Here is a 15,994-nt window from a genome sequence, read left to right as displayed (position 1 = left end):
TCTCCGAGTGGATGTGGTCTCGGATCAGGGGGCGACTCTCTCCCTTGCGGGGGAATTCACCGATCTCGAGCCGGTGACGGAGAGCGGTGGCGTTCTCGAGAGCAATCCTGCACTGCGCAGCAACATGTGGGCGTACGCCAAGACCTGGTACCGCGCCCGGATGACGTCCAATGCCGAGGCTCTCGCGCATTCGGATCCGGCCGAGCAGAAGGCCGCTCTCCAGCAGGTGGAGCAGGAGCGGCGGACCGCACAGAAAGTGGCCGAGACGTACGCGAAGACGGCGCAGTGGATCGCGGACGTCGCAGACGACGTCTCGCTGCTGGACGTCCAGCACGGATGGTGCTCGTCGTGCTTCTTCAACACCGAGCACCGGAAGTCGAACCGTCCCGCGGGGCAGCTTCCCGTCTACGTCTGCCAGGGCTGCGGATCCGCGACGCTCCCGTGCGTGGCTGTGGGCTGCGGCAACATGGCGGTGCGCGAGCGCGGCGCTCTGCGCGTCCCCCAGTTCTGCGCCGAGCACAAGCACGAGATCCCGGGCTTCGAGAAGGCCCAGGGGAGCTTCGGCGAGCTGCACGACTACGAGGCCTTCCTCGAGTACGAGAAGCCCGACCTCGACGCGACCTCGAAGATCATCGTGGGCGGCATCGCTGTCCTCGCGATGGCGGCGCCGGTGGCTCTGCTCGCCGCTCCCGCCATCGGCGGCGCGATCGGCTCGCTCGGCGTCTTCGGCGGATTCACCGGCGCAGCGGCGAGCTCACACGGACTCGCGCTGCTCGGCGGCGGCACCCTCGCAGCGGGCGGGCTCGGCATGGCCGGCGGCACGGCGGTCGTGACGGCCGTCGGAGCGGCGGTGGGAGGTGTCCTCGGGGCATCGGTCGCGAACGCCTACCTGAGCGAGGACAAGTCGTTCCAGATCGAGCTGCTCCGTCCGGGAACGGGCGGCGTCCCCGTGGTCGTCGCTAACGGGTTCCTCACCGACGGTGAAGGAGACCGATGGGGCAAGTGGAAGTCGATCGTCGACTCCCGCTACCCGGACTCGCCCGTCTACCGCGTCCGATGGGGGTCGAAGGAGTTGCGGGATCTGACGGATCTCGCCCTGGGCGCAGCAGGCAAGGGCGTCGCCATGGGGCTGCTCAGAGGAGCGGCGGCGCTCGGGCACAAGGCGGGGGCGAAGCTTCTCGGAGGCGTCGCCGGGCCGGCGATGATCGCCTCGGACCTCGCGAGGAACCCCTGGCACGTCGCGAAGAACCGCGCCGAAAAGACGGGCGTGATCATCGGTGATCTCCTTGCACGCACGAACGCGGAGTCGTACGTGCTCATCGGTCACAGTCTGGGAGCGAGGGCGATGGTCGTCGCCGCGCAGTCCATGGGCACGAAGCCCGGAGGGCCGCGGATCCAGGCCGCACATCTCCTCGGCACCGCGATCGGAGCGAAGAGCAACTGGGACTCGTTGACCGCCTCGGTCGACGAAGCGGTCTACGGCTACCACTCCCGCAACGACGCGATCCTCAAGTTTGTCTACCGGACGGCTCAGGCCGGTGAGACGGCAGCTGGTCTGGTGGGCTTCATCCCCGCGTCCAGCAAGCTGCAGAACATCGACGTCTCGGATCGTGTCCAGACGCACTTCGAGTATCAGGACAACGTCGAGCTCCACGACGCCGTCTGAGCGGTGCCGGGCGGGAGGTCGGTGACCTCTCGCCCGCGATCAGTCGATCCGCTGGTCCTTCGTCCATCCGCGCAGGACTCGCCGACGACCGCCGGCTCGGCCGTTCGGCCCTCGAGGGACGAGCGCTGTCCGAGCTAGCGCCCTTCCCCACCCAGCCGCTCACTCATCCCCGCGACCTCCTGCCACGCCCCCGTTGCCCGCTCCTCCGCCGTCGTTTCCCCCAGCAGCGCGGTGAGCCGCTCCCGCAGCCGCAGCTCTGCGGCCGTCATCGCGCTCTCGTGCCCCCGCGCAAGGAGGTACGAGTGGGCGTCCGTCGCGAAGGCGGCCAGGGCGTCGAGGAAGATCTCGAGGACGCGGGCGGCCTCGCCGATGCGGGACGGATCGCGGGGCACCGGCAGCATCGGCACGAGCCGCAGCCTCCCCTGCCAGAGGCGCTCGTCGAGCGGATCCGCGAAGAGGGTGAGCGCGGTCGCGAGCGTTCCCGAGGCGGAGGAGGGGAACGCGCGGCGGACGTCGTGGACGATCTCGTGGAAGTGGTCGTCGCTGAGGCCGAAGCCGACGAAGAGCAGGTGCCGGGTCGCGAGGGTGGCCTTCACGATCGAGGAGAGGGCGCGGCGGGAGGAGTCGAAGCCGAGGTAGTCGTCGCGGGTGAGGACGATCGAGGACGGGTCGTCGACGGTGCCGTGGAGCTTGAGCAGCCAGCGCTCGTGGTCGCCCTCGTGGTCGCCGGGGATGACGGCGCGGGGGACGCCCGCGTCCTCGGACGCCGTCTCGAAGAGGCGGTCGTAGTTGAGCGTGATGGCCTGCTCGGAGTCGATCGCGGTGAGGAGCGCCGGAGCGAGACCGTACCGCTCGAGGGATCCGATCTCACGGGCGACGGCCTCGGCGAACCGTCCGGGCTGCTCCTCGTCGAAGAGCGTCGCGAGGTAGGACGCCTGGTCGAGCACGTTCTTCCCGCTGAGGACCGCGGACGTCTCGGAGTCGAGCCCGATCTCGCGGCCGAGCTCCTCGAGCAGTCCGTCCCAGGAGGGGCCGCCGGCGCTGACGCTGGTCCCGGCGCCGAGGAAGGGCACGAGCCGGCGGCGCCGGGCGCGCTCGGCGAGGCTCTGCGCCTCCTCGAGGGCCGGAGCCTCCAGCTCGGGCCAGGACGTCGCGGGATCGAGTCGCCGCCTGGACTGGGCGAAGGCGTGGACGTCGGCGCGGAGGGTGACGATCGCGATGTCGACCTGGAACGCCTCGGCGGCCTCCCGCAGCACGCGGAGCTGCTGGGCGAGCACGGCGTCGCGGAGGGTCCCTGATCCTCCTCCCGCCGTCGCGAAGAGCGGCACGGCCAGGAGCGGCAGCGGCCGCCTCGTGCGCCGATCTCTCGTCGCCGTCCGCGCGGCGACCTCGACGAACGCCCGGAGGCGGCGGGCGATGTCGGCGAGTCCTTCGCTGTCCTCGGCGTCGTGCACGGCGCGATCGGGGACGGCGGTGAGGACGGGAGTGGGCTCGCCGTCGCGCGGCGCGAGCGGCAGTGCCGCCTGTCGGCCGTCCGAGAACTCCGGAGTCAGCGCGGCGCGTGCGCGATCCTCCAGCTGCGGCACCCCGCGCCAGAAGTCCGTGAACGAGAGGAAGCGGTCCGTCGGCAGGAGCCACGCGTCGCAGGCGAAGTGGAGGAGGCTCCCGCGGGTGACGAAGAGATGAGGTCGAGGCACGGCCTCTTCCTATCAGCATCGCTCAGTCGCCCGGGAGGGCTCGTTCTTCGCGTCGAGAACGAGCCCTCCCGGGCGACTCGGTGCAGACGGCCGGGAGTCACGCGAGCATCCGATGCCGATGTGACGCCGACGTCAGCGCCCCAGCACTCCCGCGTACACCGCGAGGTACTCGTCGACCATCCGGTCCCCGGCGAAGCGGCGGCGCGCGGTCGCCCGCACGGCCGCGCGGTCGAGGAGTCCGGCCCGTTCGACCGCGGCGACCGCCTCCGACAGGGAGCCCACCGCGAACCCGGTGACGCCCTCGTCGATGATCTCGGCCATAGATCCGCGGCGGTACGCGATCACCGGCGTCCCGCACGCCATCGCCTCGACGACGGAGAGGCCGAACGGCTCGTCGAAGCCGATCGGATGCAGGAGCGCGAGCGCCCCGCCGAGTACGAGGGCGCGCTCCTCCGGCCCGACCGAGCCGCGGTAGACGACGCGAGTCCCGTCGACGAGCGGCTCGACCTCCTCGCGCCAGTAGCGCTCGTCCTGGACGATGCCGCAGATCACGAGTCGCCGCCCGGCCGCGGCGGCGATCCGGACCGCCTCCGCCGTGCCCTTGTCGGGGTGGATCCGGCCGAGGATCACGAGGTCCTCTCCTCCGGATCCGGCGGGGAAGCCGTCCACGTCGATCCCGTGGTGCACCGTCGCCGCGTAGTCGAGCTCGGGGGAGCGGTCGCTGTCCGAGATCGACACCAGATGCGCGGTGCGCGGATGCCGCAGCGCCTCGCGGTAGGCGGGCAGGATCTCGGGCCCCGAGAAGCCGTGCACCGTCGTCACCAGGAATACGGCCGCGGCGCCGTCGACGTCGACGCAGAGGCGGATCAGGAGGCCGGCGTCGCGAGTGGCGTCCTCGCGACCGCGCGCGGCGGAGAGGGCCTACTCGAGGAGGAAGGCGCGCCCGTTGATCAGCAGCGTGTCGCCGTCGGTCGCGGCGAGAACGCCGAACTCGTCGACGGAGCGGGTGGAGTCCCCGGCGGTGTCCGAGGTCGCGGCGACAGCGGGAGTGGCTGCGGCGGCGGTGAGGAGGAGCCCGCAGGCGAGTGCGGTGATCACGGTCGTGCGGTTCATCGGCGTCGTCCTTGGCGTCGTGGTGGGCCGCTTCTCATGGAGGCGGCGGGAACTGGTTCCGAGCCTAGGGCGCTGAGCCCGTCAACGCCCTGGGTCGTTCCTTGGGTTCAGCTATGAAGTACCGTGCAGCCATGCCCTGGGGACGCCTCTACTTCGCCGTGCAGGCCCTCGGCGGCGCGGCCTGGTGGGTCGCCGTGGCGCTCGTCCCCGCCGTGCGGATCGCGACGCTCGGCAGCCTCGATCCCGTCCCTGTCGCGGCACTCGACCTCCCGCTGTTCGTCGGCGCCTCCGCTCTGGCCGCGGCCGGGATCCGCTGGGCGGCCGTCACCGCGACGGCCTGGACGCTCCTCGTCGCGGTCGCCCTGGCCGTCTGGGCCACCCTGACGGGGGAGGCGGGCTGGGGCGTCGTCGCGATGCTCGCCACCGCGGGCGGCTCCGTCGTCGCGGCGTGCCTGCTCCTGCTCGGCCGGGTGCCGACGCGCTGGATCGCCTCCGGTCCCTTCTCCTTCCGGGTCGCGACCGCGGGCCGCCGACCCGGATCGCACCTCGCCGCGACCCTCGGGCAGATCGCGCTGTTCTGGGGTGGCGCGCTGGTCGTCGTCCCGCTGGTGATCGCCGCGCTGGAGGAGCGCTGGGGCGTGGGCATCGGAGCGGCGCCGCCCGCGGTCGTCGGCGTCGGCGTCCTGCTGCTGGTCGCGGCGAGCGCGCTCGGGATCTGGTCGGGGCTCACGATGTCGCTCCTCGGCGACGGCACGCCGCTGCCGATCGCGATGACCAACCGGCTGGTGATCGCCGGCCCCTACCGCTGGGTCCGCAACCCGATGGCGGTCGCCGGCATCGTGCAGGGAGCGGCGGTCGGGCTGCTGCTCTCGTCGTGGCTGGTCGTGCTGTACGCGCTCCTCGGCGCCGTCGTCTGGAACCAGGCCGTGCGCCCGCTGGAGGAGGCGGACCTCGCCGCCCGCTTCGGAGCCGACTTCGAGCGCTACCGCTCGCGCGTCCGCTGCTGGGTGCCCCGCCGCCCGGAGCCGCTGCCGCGCCGGGGGTAGCCGCTGCCGCGGTGCGCTCGCCGAGGCGTTCCGCCCCCCGCCGGGACACCCCCGCCAGGCCGGCGTCTCGTCGACGAGGGCTGTGTCTCGAGGTGACGGACGCGCCTCTCGCGACGGCTCCGCGCCTCGCCCGCCGACCCCGTCACTCCGCGGTGCGCCCGCGCCCCACCACCGCGGCGACCAGCCCCGCCGACACCGCGGCCAGCGCGACCAGCACCCCGCCCACGCCGAGCAGTCCCGCCACGAGCGGAGTCGCGAGCGCCAGCGCGACACCGGGGAGCGCCAGGCGCGCGGGCATCGGCTGGTGCTCGCCGAGCGGCGCGTGCACCGCCCACAGGGTCAGGACGAAGGCCGCGACCGGCACCGCGACGGCCGCGCCGATCACGGTGTCGGACGCCTCGAGGTGGCCCGCGGTCGCGGCGACGGCCGCCTCCAGCCCGGATCCCAGCGCTGCGAGGGCCGCGAACGCCGCGAAGTGCGCGTAGCCCCAGCGGTAGGAGAGGCCGCGCCGCCGCTCCAGCAGCTCGCCGGAGGGATGCGAGAACGACAGCCACCACAGCGCGAAGACGATCACCAGCCCGCAGGCCGCGACCAGCACGAGCGAGGCGCTGACGCCCGCCTCCGTCACCGCCCGCTGCACGCCCATCACCGCCGCGAGGACGCCCTCGCCGAGCAGGATGATCGTGAACAGCCCGTACCGCTCGGCGACGTGGTGCGGATGCCAGTTCGCGTCCCCCGCCCGCTGCGCCCAGAGGGGCACCGCCAGCTCGCAGGCGACCAGGAGCAGGAAGCTCACCACCCCGACCTCCTCGGGCAGGAGCAGCCGCAGCAGCCAGCCGACCTGCACGATCGAGAAGCCGACGGCGTTGCGCACGGCGGAGGTGCGGTGCTCCGGAGTGGACACGGCGACGCGGATCCACTGGCTCACCAGCGCGAACCGCATGATCGCGTAGCCGATGGTGATCGCCCGGTAGTCGCCGTCCTCGAAGCCGGCCGGCACTCCCGCCGCGAGCACGAGGACGCCGCCCATCTGGGCGAGGGTCAGCAGCCGGTAGGGCACATCGTCGGTGTCGTACCCGGACGCGAACCAGGTGAAGTTCATCCACGCCCACCAGATCGCGAAGAACACCATGCCGAAGGGGAGGAGCCCCTCGGCGAGGTGCCCCTCCTCGGTGGCGTGGGCGAGCTGCTGGGCGATCTGCGCGATCGCGACGACGAAGGTCAGGTCGACGAGCAGCTCGAGCGGACTCGAGACGCGGTGCGCCTCGTCGATCGCGCGCGGCTGCATCCGCACGCGGAGGGGGTGCGCGGGGGAGGCGGGCATGCGCTCATCCTGCACCCGGAGGGCTTCTGCGCGAGTGCCGCGCCCGCCTCCCGCGACCCTCGGCGCGCGCCCTCGCATCAAGCGTCCAGAAGTCGTCGCACTCGAGCGCGAGTGCGACGACGATCCGACACTCGCGGGCGGCCGGACCTCGCCAGGTCGGGCGCAGCCGACACCGCGAGCACGCAGAAGTCGCGGTACTCGCCCTCCCGTACGGCCACTTCTGGGTTCTCGTGCGCCCCGGGCGACACCCGGCGGCCCCGCGCCGGCCCGCGCAGGACCCCCGCCTACGATGGGTCGGGATGTCCCCCGAATCCGCGCTCGCCGCCCCGACCCGCGCGTCCCCGGGCGCCCGGCGGTCGCGGCGCGGGCCGCTCCTCGGGCTCGCCCTGGTCGCCGTCCTCGTGGCGACGCGCCTGCTCGCCCCGGACGCGGCGGGCGACGCCCTCTCGGACGCGGTGCGCGACTTCCTCACCCTCTCGATCAGCGTCGTCATCGAGTCGCTGCCGTTCGTGTTCCTCGGCATCGTCCTCTCGATCGCGGTGCAGCTGTGGGTACCCGAGGCCGTGCTGCTGAGGATCCTGCCCAAGCGGGCGCTCCCGCGGCGGCTCGTGATCTCGCTGCTCGGCGTGCTCCTCCCGGTCTGCGAGTGCGGCAACGTGCCGCTCGCGCGCGGGCTGATCGTCAAGGGCCTCTCGGTGTCGGAGTCGATGACGTTCCTCCTGGCCGCGCCGATCGTGAATCCGATCACCATCGTCACGACCTACCAGGCCTTCGGCTGGGCCGACGGGATCCTCGTCTGGCGCATCGTCGGCGGCTTCGCGATCGCGAACCTCGTCGGCTGGATCTTCAGCCGCCACTCCGAGCCGATGAGCCTGCTCACCGACCGCTTCCGCGCTGCCTGCGAGGCGGGCGAGCGGCCCTCCCGCTCCCTCCGCGACCGCTCCCGGCGCAGCGTGCTCCTGTTCGCCGAGGAGACCGGGGCGATGATGCCGGCGCTGTTCGTCGGCGCCGCCATCGCGGGGCTGATCCAGGTCGGCGTCTCGCGCGACGTGCTGACCACGCTCGGCGGCGACCCGCTCTGGTCGGTGCTGGCGCTGATGGTGCTCGCGTTCGTCATCTCGATCTGCTCGAACGTCGACGCGTTCTTCGTGCTCTCGTTCGGCTCCACGTTCCTGCCGGGAGGCATCATCGCGTTCCTCGTCTTCGGTCCGATGATCGACGTCAAGATGCTCGCGCTGCTGCGCACCACGTTCTCGGCCGCGACGCTGGTGCGCGTCACCGTGCTGGTCGCCCTCGCCGCGGCCGTGCTGGGACTGGCGGTGAACTATGCGCTCTGAGCGCCTCCTCGCCCGCTGGAAGGGCGTCGTCCTCAGCCTGATCGGCGTCGTCTCGACCCTGTGGCTCGCGGCGACCGGCCGGCTCGGCCTCTACATCCACCCCCGCTACTTCGAGTTCTCGGTGGTGCTCGCGGTGATCGCCGGAGTGCTGCTGATCGCGGCGTTCGCGGTCGTGCCGGGCGCCGAGGAGGACGCCCACGAGCACGAGGACGACGTCGAGCACCTCCACGCCCCCGCACCCGCCCGCCCCTGGCGCCGGGTGGTCGCGGTCGCGGCCGGAGTCGCGGTGATCGCCTCCGCCGCCGTCGCCCTGCTCGTGCTCCCGCCGGCCGCCCTCACCGCCTCGACCGCGACGCAGCGCGAGGTCAACACCAGCGCCGTCGACGCCTCCGTGACCGCCGCTGCGCCCACCGGCGACACCGCCTCCTTCAGCGTGCGCGACTGGGCGACCCTGCTGCGCCAGGGCGCGAGCGAGCAGTTCCTCGCCGGCCGCACGGCCACGGTGAGCGGCTTCGTGACCCCCGACGCCTCCGACCCCGAGAACGTCTTCTACATCGCCCGCTTCGTCGTCACCTGCTGCGCGGTGGACGCGCAGCCGGTGGGCGTGCCGGTCTACCAGGCCGGCTGGGCCGACACCTGGTCGGAGGGGCAGTGGCTGGAGGCGAGCGGCGGCTTCGGCGCGAACCCGAGCGTCACCAGCGCCGAGGCGGTCGTGCTGGAGCCGGAGGCGGTCACTCCGATCGACGAGCCGGCGATGCCGTATGTCTACTGAGCGCGGCGCGAATCCTGAGCCCGGCGCGACTCCCGAGCGCGGCACGTCGGCGCAGAGCGGGCGACAGGACGATGGCGGCGCTCCCGGCCTCGACTCCGCAGGCGCCTCCCGCTTCCCACGGCTCTTCTGGGCGGTCGTCGCGGTGCTCGTCCTCGCGGTCGGAGGCCTGACCGCCGCCACCGTCGCGAAGGGGCCCCGGGTCGCCTCCCTCGAGGTCAGCACCGACGGCGTGGTCGAGCGCGACGGCTCCCGAGCCCGCCTGCACCTCGACCAGGCGCTCGAGCCCGACGCGCTCGACCGTGTCCGCGTCGCTCCGGACGCCCCGCACACCACCGAGCTCGACGGCGGCGTGCTCACCGTCACCTTCACCGACACCCTCCGCTACGCCACCCGCTACGAGATCGGGATCGACGACGCCCGCAGCGCCGCGACCGGCTCGGCCGCCGACGTCTCCGCCTCCTTCACCACGAAGGACCCCGATCTCTTCACCCTCGATCGCACCGCCGACGACCCCTCGCAGCCCGACGCCGTCCGCGTCCGCCCGCTCTCCGGAGGCGACGCCCGGGTCCTCGTCGCGGCCGACCGGATCCAGGACTACGCCGTCGTCGGCCCGGTGCTGGTCGTCGTGACCATCGAGCCGGACGACACGAACCTCCTCCGCACGGTCACGCTCGACACCGGCTCCGAGGGCGTGATCCCGCTCCCCGGCCCCGGGACCGTGCGCGAGCTGCACTCGTCGCCCGAGAAGGGCGTGCTCGGCTGGACCTTCACCGGGCAGGCGCCGTCGGGCCCGCTCGACCGCGCCCTCTACTCCTACGACCTCACCGACCAGAAGGCCGAGGCGGTCCCCGTGCTCGGGATCGACGGCGGGCCTCTGCGGGCGCGCGACTGGATGTTCGTGCCCGGCACCACCTCCGTCGTCACCCACTCGCTCGACGACACGGTGCTCCTGCTCGACCTGCTGACGCCCGGCTCGATCAGCCCGCTCGGGCAGCACGCGGAGCTGCGCGGATTCGTGCCCGGCGCGAACCGGCTCGTGGTCGCCGATCCGGAGTCGGGCTCGCTGATCGACCTGGCCGACGGCTCGGTCGAGACGCTCGCCCTCCCGCCGGCGGACGTGAGCGCGACCGCGTCGCCCGTGCAGATCCTGCTCCTCGACTCCGGGAGCTACGTCGAGCTCGAGGCCGAGTACGCACCGGAGACGGGCGCGACCCAGTACTCCGTCGTCCGCGTCGACGCGTCCGGCACCTCGGAGGTGTTCCGCACCTCGCCGACGGGGCGCATCCGCGGCGTCTGCCTCTCGCCGAACGGGCAGTACCTCGCCGTCGAGACCGTCTCGGTCGAGGGCCGGCCGGACGACTACCCGGGCGAGCCGGGCTTCAGCGCGACCTCGACCGTGCTCGTCGACCTCGGCACCGGCGACACCGCGCGCAGTGTCAACGGGCGCTCGCGCGACTGGTGCGCGTAGGGGGCCGGCCTGACAACCGGCTCGTCGACCTGACTGATTGCTGGCGGCTCGGAAGTACCGGATCGTTCAGCAGATCATCGAGAACGACCAGCGCGCCGAGCTGAGCGTCGCGGATCGCACCGCCGCGTGGGCGCAGCTCGCGTTCGAGGGCGTGTCCGCCGCAGCGATCGCCAAGCGCACCGGCACCAAGACCGACGCGGTTAAGATGGGGCTTGCGGTCGCGGAGTCCGCGACCGTCACATCCGTTCTGCACGAGCACGAGCTGACCCTGGACCAGGCGGCGGTGCTGTTGGAGTTCGAGGACGACGCCGACGCCCGCGCGAACCTGATCGAGGTCGCCACCCACGACCCGGCCCAGTTCGAGCACACCGCGCAGACCCTCCGCGACGAGGCCGCGCACCAGGCGCTCCTCGCGGCGACCGCCGCCGAGTACACCGGCAACGGCTTCCAGATCCTCACCCGCTCCGACGCCTACGGCGACGCAGCGACGTGGACGCCCATCCGGCAGCTGCGCGGCGAGGACGGGAAGAGCGTCACTCCCGAGCAGGTCGCCGCCGCTCCCGGCCGCGGAGTGCTCATCGACACCAGCTGGCGCGGCGAGGTCGAGGTCACGCTCCTGGTTCAGGACCCGACCGCCGCCGGATTCACCTACGCCTACGGAGCCCCCGAGCAGCCGCAGACCGAGGAGGAGGCCGAGGAGGAGCGCGCTGAGAAGTCCGCTGAGCGCAAAGTGCTCATCGCCAACAACAAGGCGTGGAACGCGGCCGAGAAGGTGCGCCGCGAGTGGATCGCGACCTTCCTCGCCCGCAAGACCCTCCCGAAGGACGCGGATCGCGTCATCGCCCTCGGTCTCACCGCTCACCGGTTCGCGGTGTCCTCCGGGATGACGGGCGGCAGCGACCTTGCGCACGCGCTGCTGCGCATCGAGCGCCCCTCCGGCTACCGCGTCGACGCCCTCGCGGCGCTGATCGAGGCGAACCCCGCGAAGGCCCGCCTGGTCGCGCTGGCCGTCGTCCTCGGAGGGCAGGAGGCGCACACGAGCAAGGAGTCCTGGCGTCGAGGCGACGAGCGCACGGCCGAGCACTTCCGCCAGCTCGCGGCCTGGGGATACGCGCTCCCCCCGGTCGAGCAGGTCGTCACCGGCGACAGCACCCCCGCCGACGCCGCAGGACTCAGCTAGCCCACCCAGCGGGGACCGGCTCGCACCGGTCCCCGCCCCTCCTCTTCTCCCACTGCTGCACAGGAAGGCCCCACCATGACCACCACGACCACCGCACCCCGCCCCGCCCACCGCTTCGACCCGTACCAGGAGTGATCGACCTCGAAATCGGATCGCTTTCCACGGCTGGGGGACCGACGACGAGAACGACGACCACCCTCGACGCTATCGACTGCGCCGACGGCCCACACGAGATCGATCCCGCGTCGCTCGGTGAGAAGCCGATTTCGAGTGTCGACGCCACCCCATCGGACGCGGACAACGACACCGTCTGGGTCCTCACAGTGCGCGGAGACCGGGATCCCTCCTGACATCGGCGGGACTTCTCGACGCGCTCGGCCGGTGTCGTCCTCAAGCGCGTCTCGGCTCTGCTGTCCAGTACGGAAATCGTCCTACGGCCGGCCGAGTTCAGCTAGTCGACGGTCATAGCGGGCCAGTTCGGCACGCATCTGCTCGATCGACCTCGGCGTGAAACGCCTCACCTGCATGTCGAGGATCGCATCGGCCACGACGTCGCTGGTCCCGAATGCTGCGGCAACGGCCGCCCTCTCGTCGTCGCGACCTCCCGAGACGCTCGCGCACACCCGGAACAGCTTCTCGGGGTTCTCGATGGCTCTGATGCAGGCGTTGATGATCTCGGTACTCATCACCAGATTCTGACGTTCGCTGTCGTCGTCCATGCGGTCACCGTACCGGCCGAAGCGACCTGCCTCCGGGCGGCGACGGCCTCGCGGCGGGGCGGACGTTCTCGGCGCTCCAGTCGGTCGGGTCGTCGCGGGGATCGCGAGGCCGGGCTTCATGGCGACGACGATGTCCGCGTTCTCGAGGTCCTCCACTGTGACGGCGCGGGGGGTGCGGTCGCTGATGTCGAGACCGAGCTCCGCGACGGTCGCGGCAATCGCGGGGTTCACTGTGTCTGCGGGGGACAGCCCGGCGGTGGTGGCGGTGTAGCGGTCGCCGGCGAGTACTTCGAACACGCCGGCCGCTCCCAACTCGGCGCCCGCGGTCAGCCGAAGCACCAGCATCGCCTGCACGATCCACCTCACCCGGAAAGGGGACTTAGTTAGACCGTCTAGAAAATCTAGGCTGTGACCGCTCGATCGGCGATCCCTGGCTGCTGGTCGTTCGAGGTTGGCGCGCGTTCGGCCAACCGGCAGCGAGGGGTGCACCGACCCGAACGGTTGCACCCCTCGGTGTAATTGTGAAGCCACCAGAGCCCGTTGACGAGAGGGGCCCGGAGGCGCCGAGACATTTTCGAGGGTCGATGCCGGTGAGGGTCAGGCGAAAGCGCTGCCCGCCAGCGGATGCGCGAGCAGGATCCCCGCGATGAGGACGAGTGCGGCGCTCGGCAGCACGAACTCGACGGGGCGTTTTCCGTGGCGGCTCAGCGCGGAGGGCGCCAGATGGATGAGCACGCCGACCGTGAGCAGGGCGGCGCACGTGAGAAGACCCCATCCGCCGATGAAGAGCAGACTGACTCCCGGGCCACCCGACTCGGGGATCCCGTACCAGACGGCGTCCGCGATCCAGAGTGTCGCGGCGGCGACGCCGGTTGACGCGAGAGCGACCCAGGACACAACGGAGCTAGAGCCGGTCGAGGTCGATCTCCTGGTGTCCACCTGCCGAACGCTAGGGCAGCCGACGGCGCTGGACAACGAAGCCGGAATGAACAAGAGGTGGACGTGAATCCGTCCGGCGACGGACGGCCGTGCCCCTTCAAGGAGTTGCCGGTGGACTCCCGAGCGCAGCGTCGTCGTGTCTCGTTGCCCTGCGGTCGGGGATCGAGGAGCGGGGAGGGGGAGGCGCCGGCTGGTGGACCGACAGGTCGGCTTCGCTTGCAGTTCCCGCAGCGGAGGATCGCCATGCTCACCGGCGGTGCCGACTCGCTGCCCGTGAGGGGAGCTCTCGCTGAGCTGGCGGATGAGCCGATCGGCGATCGGGTTCAGCCGGTGAGCCGGCGGACCTGTTCCGCGGAGAGCTGGCGGTCGGCGAAGAGCACGACTCGTGCGGTCGGGTCTGGGCTGTGCGCGTCCGGACCCTCCCATCTGAGCGCGAGGCCGAGTCGTTCGATGGTGCGGCGGGAGCGTGCGTTGCGTTCTGCGACGACCGCGGTGATGGGCAGCTCCGGTCGGAGGCGGTGGGCGAGTTCGATGCCGGCGAGGGCGACCTCCTGCGCGTAGCCCTTGCTCCAGTGGTCGGGGTGGAGGGTGAACGCCACATTCCAGGCTGCATCGGAGAGCAGAGTGCATCCGCCCATTCCGATCAGATCACGGCTGTCGATGGGGGAGTCGCGCCGGCGGATCACCCAGCTGCTGAGTCCGTCCCGTGTCCACTGGGTCCTTCGATACGCGATCACGGCCCGGGTCTGATCGGCGGAGAGATGGAGGAGGAGCGGATCCTCTTCCGCGATCCGCGGATCGGTGTAGAGGCGGAACAGCTCGTCCAGGTCGGTCTCGGCGGGCCGGCACAGTCGGAGCCGGTCGGTGAACACGTCGAGGTCCCGTGGGGCACAGGCCTGTCCGTCGCTCACGCTCATGGGATGAGGTTGCCATGACCCGACCGCTCGACCAGCGTTGAGTGCGCATGTGATCCGGTCGCGCGAGGTGGCCCGCACGGGGATCGGTGGCCGGAGGTCCTCAGTTGCTGACGTGAGTCAGAGTCCGCGCGTACTCGATCATCGGATGACCACCGAGCGGATGCGGCGCGGGATCCCCGTGAGGCTCGAAGCCGGACGCCTTGTAAAGCCCTTCCGCCGTATCGTTTCCGGCGCGGACGTGCAGCTTCAGGACGAGGTAGCCGAGCTGAGAGGCGGACTGGACCGCGTCGTCGAGCAGTGTCCGGCCGAGCCCGCGCCCTGTTTCGCTCGGTGCGACGGCGAGCAGTTCGAGCAGCGCACTGTGTCGGCCCGGACCATCGCCCGTGTCGACGGTGAGAGCGAACCCGAGGGGATCCGAGCCGATGACGGCGAACCGAACGAGAGGCCGGTGGAACTTCGCTCGAGCCCTCTCGGCGACCGCGTCGTCCTGACTGCATCCGTCTCGTGCTCTGAGTGCCTCCAGCCAGAGGTCGATGCAGGGCCCGCGATCGTCAGGCGAACCGGCTCGGATCTTCATGCGCTGAGGCTATCGAGGCAGCCATCGGACATGTTCCGAATCCGAGTCGCGTCCTCGTTGTGGACGCCGGCTCGCCGGCTGACGCTGGACAGCAGCTCGCCGAGGCGTGGTCGTGTCACCGAACGAGACGTCGGGCGAAGGACCGGCACATGCTCCGAGCGGCGGGCGTGCGCGAGGAGCGATTCGTACAGTGGAGGTATGAGTGTGATGAAGGAGACGGGTACCGCGCGGCGGAGCGGACGAGGGTGGACGCGGGCTGCGTTCGTGCTGGGCGTTCTCGCCGTCGTGTCCTACGCCGTCGGATACCTGGCGGTGGCCCACCTGTGGGTGGGCGATCCCCTGGTCATCGGAGTCGCGACCACGCTGCAGTACCTTCTCCCGCTGGCCGGCGTCCTCGTCGGTCATCAGGCGCGACGACACGTCGGTCCTCGCTGGGAGTCGACGGTGGGACTCGTGCTCTCCTACCTCTTCCTGGCCTTTGCCGTGGTGCCGGTCGTCATCGGCTTGGCCGGACTGCTGCTGGCACGCTGATCGATCGACGACCCGGATCATTCAGCGGTTCAAGCGATTCGCCGCCGTCTGAACGATCGGCAGCTTCTTCGCACGAAGGGTGGCGGCGAGGAGCCAGCCGAGGAGGGAAGCGATTCCTGCCGTGACTGCATATTCCGTGATGAGGCCCGCGGAGGAGGGCCAGGTCGCGTTTCCCGACGCGAGTACCAGCGCGGTGGAGGCGGCGGCGCCGATCACGAGTCCCAGACCCAGGAACGCGGCCGCCCGCCCGACGCGCGGGGTGCGGCGTGTCCGCCGGTCGAGCCAGAGACTCGAGGGAAGCCATAGGAGTGCGCCCGCGACAGTGAACGCAGCTGCCGTGCCCGCGATGAGCCCTGCTGCGGACCCGCCCGATACATCCCAGCTGCCCACAGTTCGCAGCAGCGCGAGGACCGCAACGGCAGGCCACGCCAGAATGCCCCATGCCAGTTCTCGTGTTTCCATGAGCATCATGGTCCGGCACGTCGGTGAACACGCCATGAATCAGAACGTTCAGCACTCCACGATCATGTGTTCCGTAAGGGGATGGTTCACCGGCACGCGAGGTTCTAGTTGTCCTTGACTCTGCGACCCGCGCCGCGCCCGTCTCCCCCGGCAATCCAGTCGTTGACCGCTCGAGCTACGTGAGTGTTGTGACTTGCGGCCCATGAGGGATCGTTGGATGCGGACGTGAAGGCGATCATCGGTGTG

17 protein-coding genes are annotated in these 15,994 nt (G+C 71.3%); 8 read left to right on the top strand and 9 right to left on the bottom strand.

Annotation, left to right across the window (positions count from 1 at the left end; genetic code table 11):
* Positions 1–73: 73 nt before the first annotated feature.
* Entirely contained in the window at positions 74–1,666 is a 1,593-nt protein-coding gene (locus C5B95_RS14190) for a DUF726 domain-containing protein (RefSeq protein WP_219813854.1), read from the top strand.
* 134 nt (positions 1,667–1,800) lie between these two features.
* Here the strand turns inward: C5B95_RS14190 and C5B95_RS14185 are convergent, their stop codons facing one another.
* The 3 genes from C5B95_RS14185 to C5B95_RS14175 form a co-directional block, all read right to left on the bottom strand.
* Positions 1,801–3,363, bottom strand: a complete 1,563-nt coding sequence (locus C5B95_RS14185) for an SIR2 family protein (RefSeq protein WP_104349460.1) — start codon at positions 3,361–3,363, stop codon at positions 1,801–1,803.
* A gap of 132 nt (positions 3,364–3,495) precedes the next feature.
* A complete protein-coding gene (locus C5B95_RS14180) occupies positions 3,496–4,185 on the bottom strand; it encodes a glycosyltransferase (RefSeq protein ID WP_258060024.1) in 690 nt (229 codons plus the stop codon).
* 99 nt (positions 4,186–4,284) lie between these two features.
* Positions 4,285–4,476, bottom strand: coding sequence for a hypothetical protein (locus C5B95_RS14175; RefSeq protein WP_104223384.1), 192 nt, complete (start codon positions 4,474–4,476; stop codon positions 4,285–4,287).
* 131 nt (positions 4,477–4,607) lie between these two features.
* Between C5B95_RS14175 and C5B95_RS14170 the strand changes: the two genes are divergently transcribed.
* A complete protein-coding gene (locus C5B95_RS14170) occupies positions 4,608–5,522 on the top strand; it encodes a methyltransferase (RefSeq protein WP_104349458.1) in 915 nt (304 codons plus the stop codon).
* 142 nt (positions 5,523–5,664) lie between these two features.
* Here C5B95_RS14170 and C5B95_RS14165 read toward each other — a convergent pair whose 3' ends face one another.
* On the bottom strand, positions 5,665–6,846 hold the full coding sequence (locus tag C5B95_RS14165) for a low temperature requirement protein A (RefSeq protein WP_219813853.1): 1,182 nt from the start codon (positions 6,844–6,846) through the stop codon (positions 5,665–5,667).
* A gap of 299 nt (positions 6,847–7,145) precedes the next feature.
* On the opposite strand from C5B95_RS14165, the gene C5B95_RS14160 reads away from it, so the two are divergent.
* The 5 genes from C5B95_RS14160 (at position 7,146) to C5B95_RS17250 (ending at position 11,953) form a co-directional block, all read left to right on the top strand.
* Complete coding sequence (locus tag C5B95_RS14160) at positions 7,146–8,183, top strand: permease (protein WP_104223382.1); 1,038 nt, start codon at positions 7,146–7,148, stop codon at positions 8,181–8,183.
* Complete coding sequence (locus C5B95_RS14155; protein WP_104349457.1) at positions 8,173–8,955, top strand: TIGR03943 family putative permease subunit; 783 nt, start codon at positions 8,173–8,175, stop codon at positions 8,953–8,955. Before C5B95_RS14160 ends, C5B95_RS14155 begins: the two co-directional genes overlap by 11 nt.
* Positions 8,945–10,423 carry a hypothetical protein gene (locus C5B95_RS14150; RefSeq protein WP_104349456.1) on the top strand — a complete coding sequence of 493 codons (1,479 nt, stop codon included), beginning with the start codon at positions 8,945–8,947 and terminating at the stop codon, positions 10,421–10,423. Before C5B95_RS14155 ends, C5B95_RS14150 begins: the two co-directional genes overlap by 11 nt.
* 37 nt (positions 10,424–10,460) lie before the next feature.
* Entirely contained in the window at positions 10,461–11,603 is a 1,143-nt protein-coding gene (locus tag C5B95_RS14145; RefSeq protein WP_104349455.1) for a hypothetical protein, read from the top strand.
* A gap of 131 nt (positions 11,604–11,734) precedes the next feature.
* A complete protein-coding gene (locus C5B95_RS17250; RefSeq protein WP_146076619.1) occupies positions 11,735–11,953 on the top strand; it encodes a hypothetical protein in 219 nt (72 codons plus the stop codon).
* An 81-nt stretch (positions 11,954–12,034) separates the two neighbouring features.
* Here C5B95_RS17250 and C5B95_RS14140 read toward each other — a convergent pair whose 3' ends face one another.
* From C5B95_RS14140 to C5B95_RS14125, 4 genes are all read right to left on the bottom strand, one after another.
* Complete coding sequence (locus C5B95_RS14140; protein WP_258060023.1) at positions 12,035–12,688, bottom strand: low molecular weight phosphatase family protein; 654 nt, start codon at positions 12,686–12,688, stop codon at positions 12,035–12,037.
* A gap of 231 nt (positions 12,689–12,919) precedes the next feature.
* Positions 12,920–13,219, bottom strand: coding sequence for a hypothetical protein (locus C5B95_RS14135; RefSeq protein ID WP_104223378.1), 300 nt, complete (start codon positions 13,217–13,219; stop codon positions 12,920–12,922).
* A gap of 365 nt (positions 13,220–13,584) precedes the next feature.
* On the bottom strand, positions 13,585–14,178 hold the full coding sequence (locus tag C5B95_RS14130; protein WP_104269213.1) for a GNAT family N-acetyltransferase: 594 nt from the start codon (positions 14,176–14,178) through the stop codon (positions 13,585–13,587).
* 100 nt (positions 14,179–14,278) lie between these two features.
* Positions 14,279–14,755 (bottom strand): GNAT family N-acetyltransferase, encoded by a 477-nt coding sequence (locus tag C5B95_RS14125; protein ID WP_104349454.1) that lies wholly within the window; start codon positions 14,753–14,755, stop codon positions 14,279–14,281.
* Positions 14,756–14,953: 198 nt separating this feature from the next.
* On the opposite strand from C5B95_RS14125, the gene C5B95_RS14120 reads away from it, so the two are divergent.
* The gene (locus C5B95_RS14120; protein WP_104226378.1) at positions 14,954–15,286 is read left to right on the top strand and encodes a hypothetical protein; all 333 of its coding nucleotides are present in this window, start codon (positions 14,954–14,956) and stop codon (positions 15,284–15,286) included.
* A 21-nt stretch (positions 15,287–15,307) separates the two neighbouring features.
* Here the strand turns inward: C5B95_RS14120 and C5B95_RS14115 are convergent, their stop codons facing one another.
* Complete coding sequence (locus C5B95_RS14115; protein WP_146076618.1) at positions 15,308–15,748, bottom strand: hypothetical protein; 441 nt, start codon at positions 15,746–15,748, stop codon at positions 15,308–15,310.
* Positions 15,749–15,994 lie beyond the last annotated feature (246 nt).

The organism is Rathayibacter sp. AY1A7 (assembly GCF_002930845.1).
GTDB lineage: Bacteria > Actinomycetota > Actinomycetes > Actinomycetales > Microbacteriaceae > Rathayibacter.
Note: the sequence above shows the minus strand (reverse complement) of the source record. Positions and strands in the feature narration are given on the sequence as shown.

Bases quoted from the DNA above. Each gene is read 5' to 3' on its own strand.
- C5B95_RS14175 (WP_104223384.1), bottom strand. From the start codon at position 4,476: ATGAACCGCACGACCGTGATCACCGCACTCGCCTGCGGGCTCCTCCTC.
- C5B95_RS14170 (WP_104349458.1), top strand. From the start codon at position 4,608: ATGCCCTGGGGACGCCTCTACTTCGCCGTGCAGGCCCTCGGCGGCGCG.
- C5B95_RS14165 (WP_219813853.1), bottom strand. From the start codon at position 6,846: ATGCCCGCCTCCCCCGCGCACCCCCTCCGCGTGCGGATGCAGCCGCGC.
- C5B95_RS14160 (WP_104223382.1), top strand. From the start codon at position 7,146: ATGTCCCCCGAATCCGCGCTCGCCGCCCCGACCCGCGCGTCCCCGGGC.
- C5B95_RS14155 (WP_104349457.1), top strand. From the start codon at position 8,173: ATGCGCTCTGAGCGCCTCCTCGCCCGCTGGAAGGGCGTCGTCCTCAGC.
- C5B95_RS14150 (WP_104349456.1), top strand. From the start codon at position 8,945: ATGTCTACTGAGCGCGGCGCGAATCCTGAGCCCGGCGCGACTCCCGAG.
- C5B95_RS14130 (WP_104269213.1), bottom strand. From the start codon at position 14,178: ATGAGCGTGAGCGACGGACAGGCCTGTGCCCCACGGGACCTCGACGTG.
- C5B95_RS14125 (WP_104349454.1), bottom strand. From the start codon at position 14,755: ATGAAGATCCGAGCCGGTTCGCCTGACGATCGCGGGCCCTGCATCGAC.
- C5B95_RS14120 (WP_104226378.1), top strand. From the start codon at position 14,954: ATGAGTGTGATGAAGGAGACGGGTACCGCGCGGCGGAGCGGACGAGGG.
- C5B95_RS14115 (WP_146076618.1), bottom strand. From the start codon at position 15,748: ATGGAAACACGAGAACTGGCATGGGGCATTCTGGCGTGGCCTGCCGTT.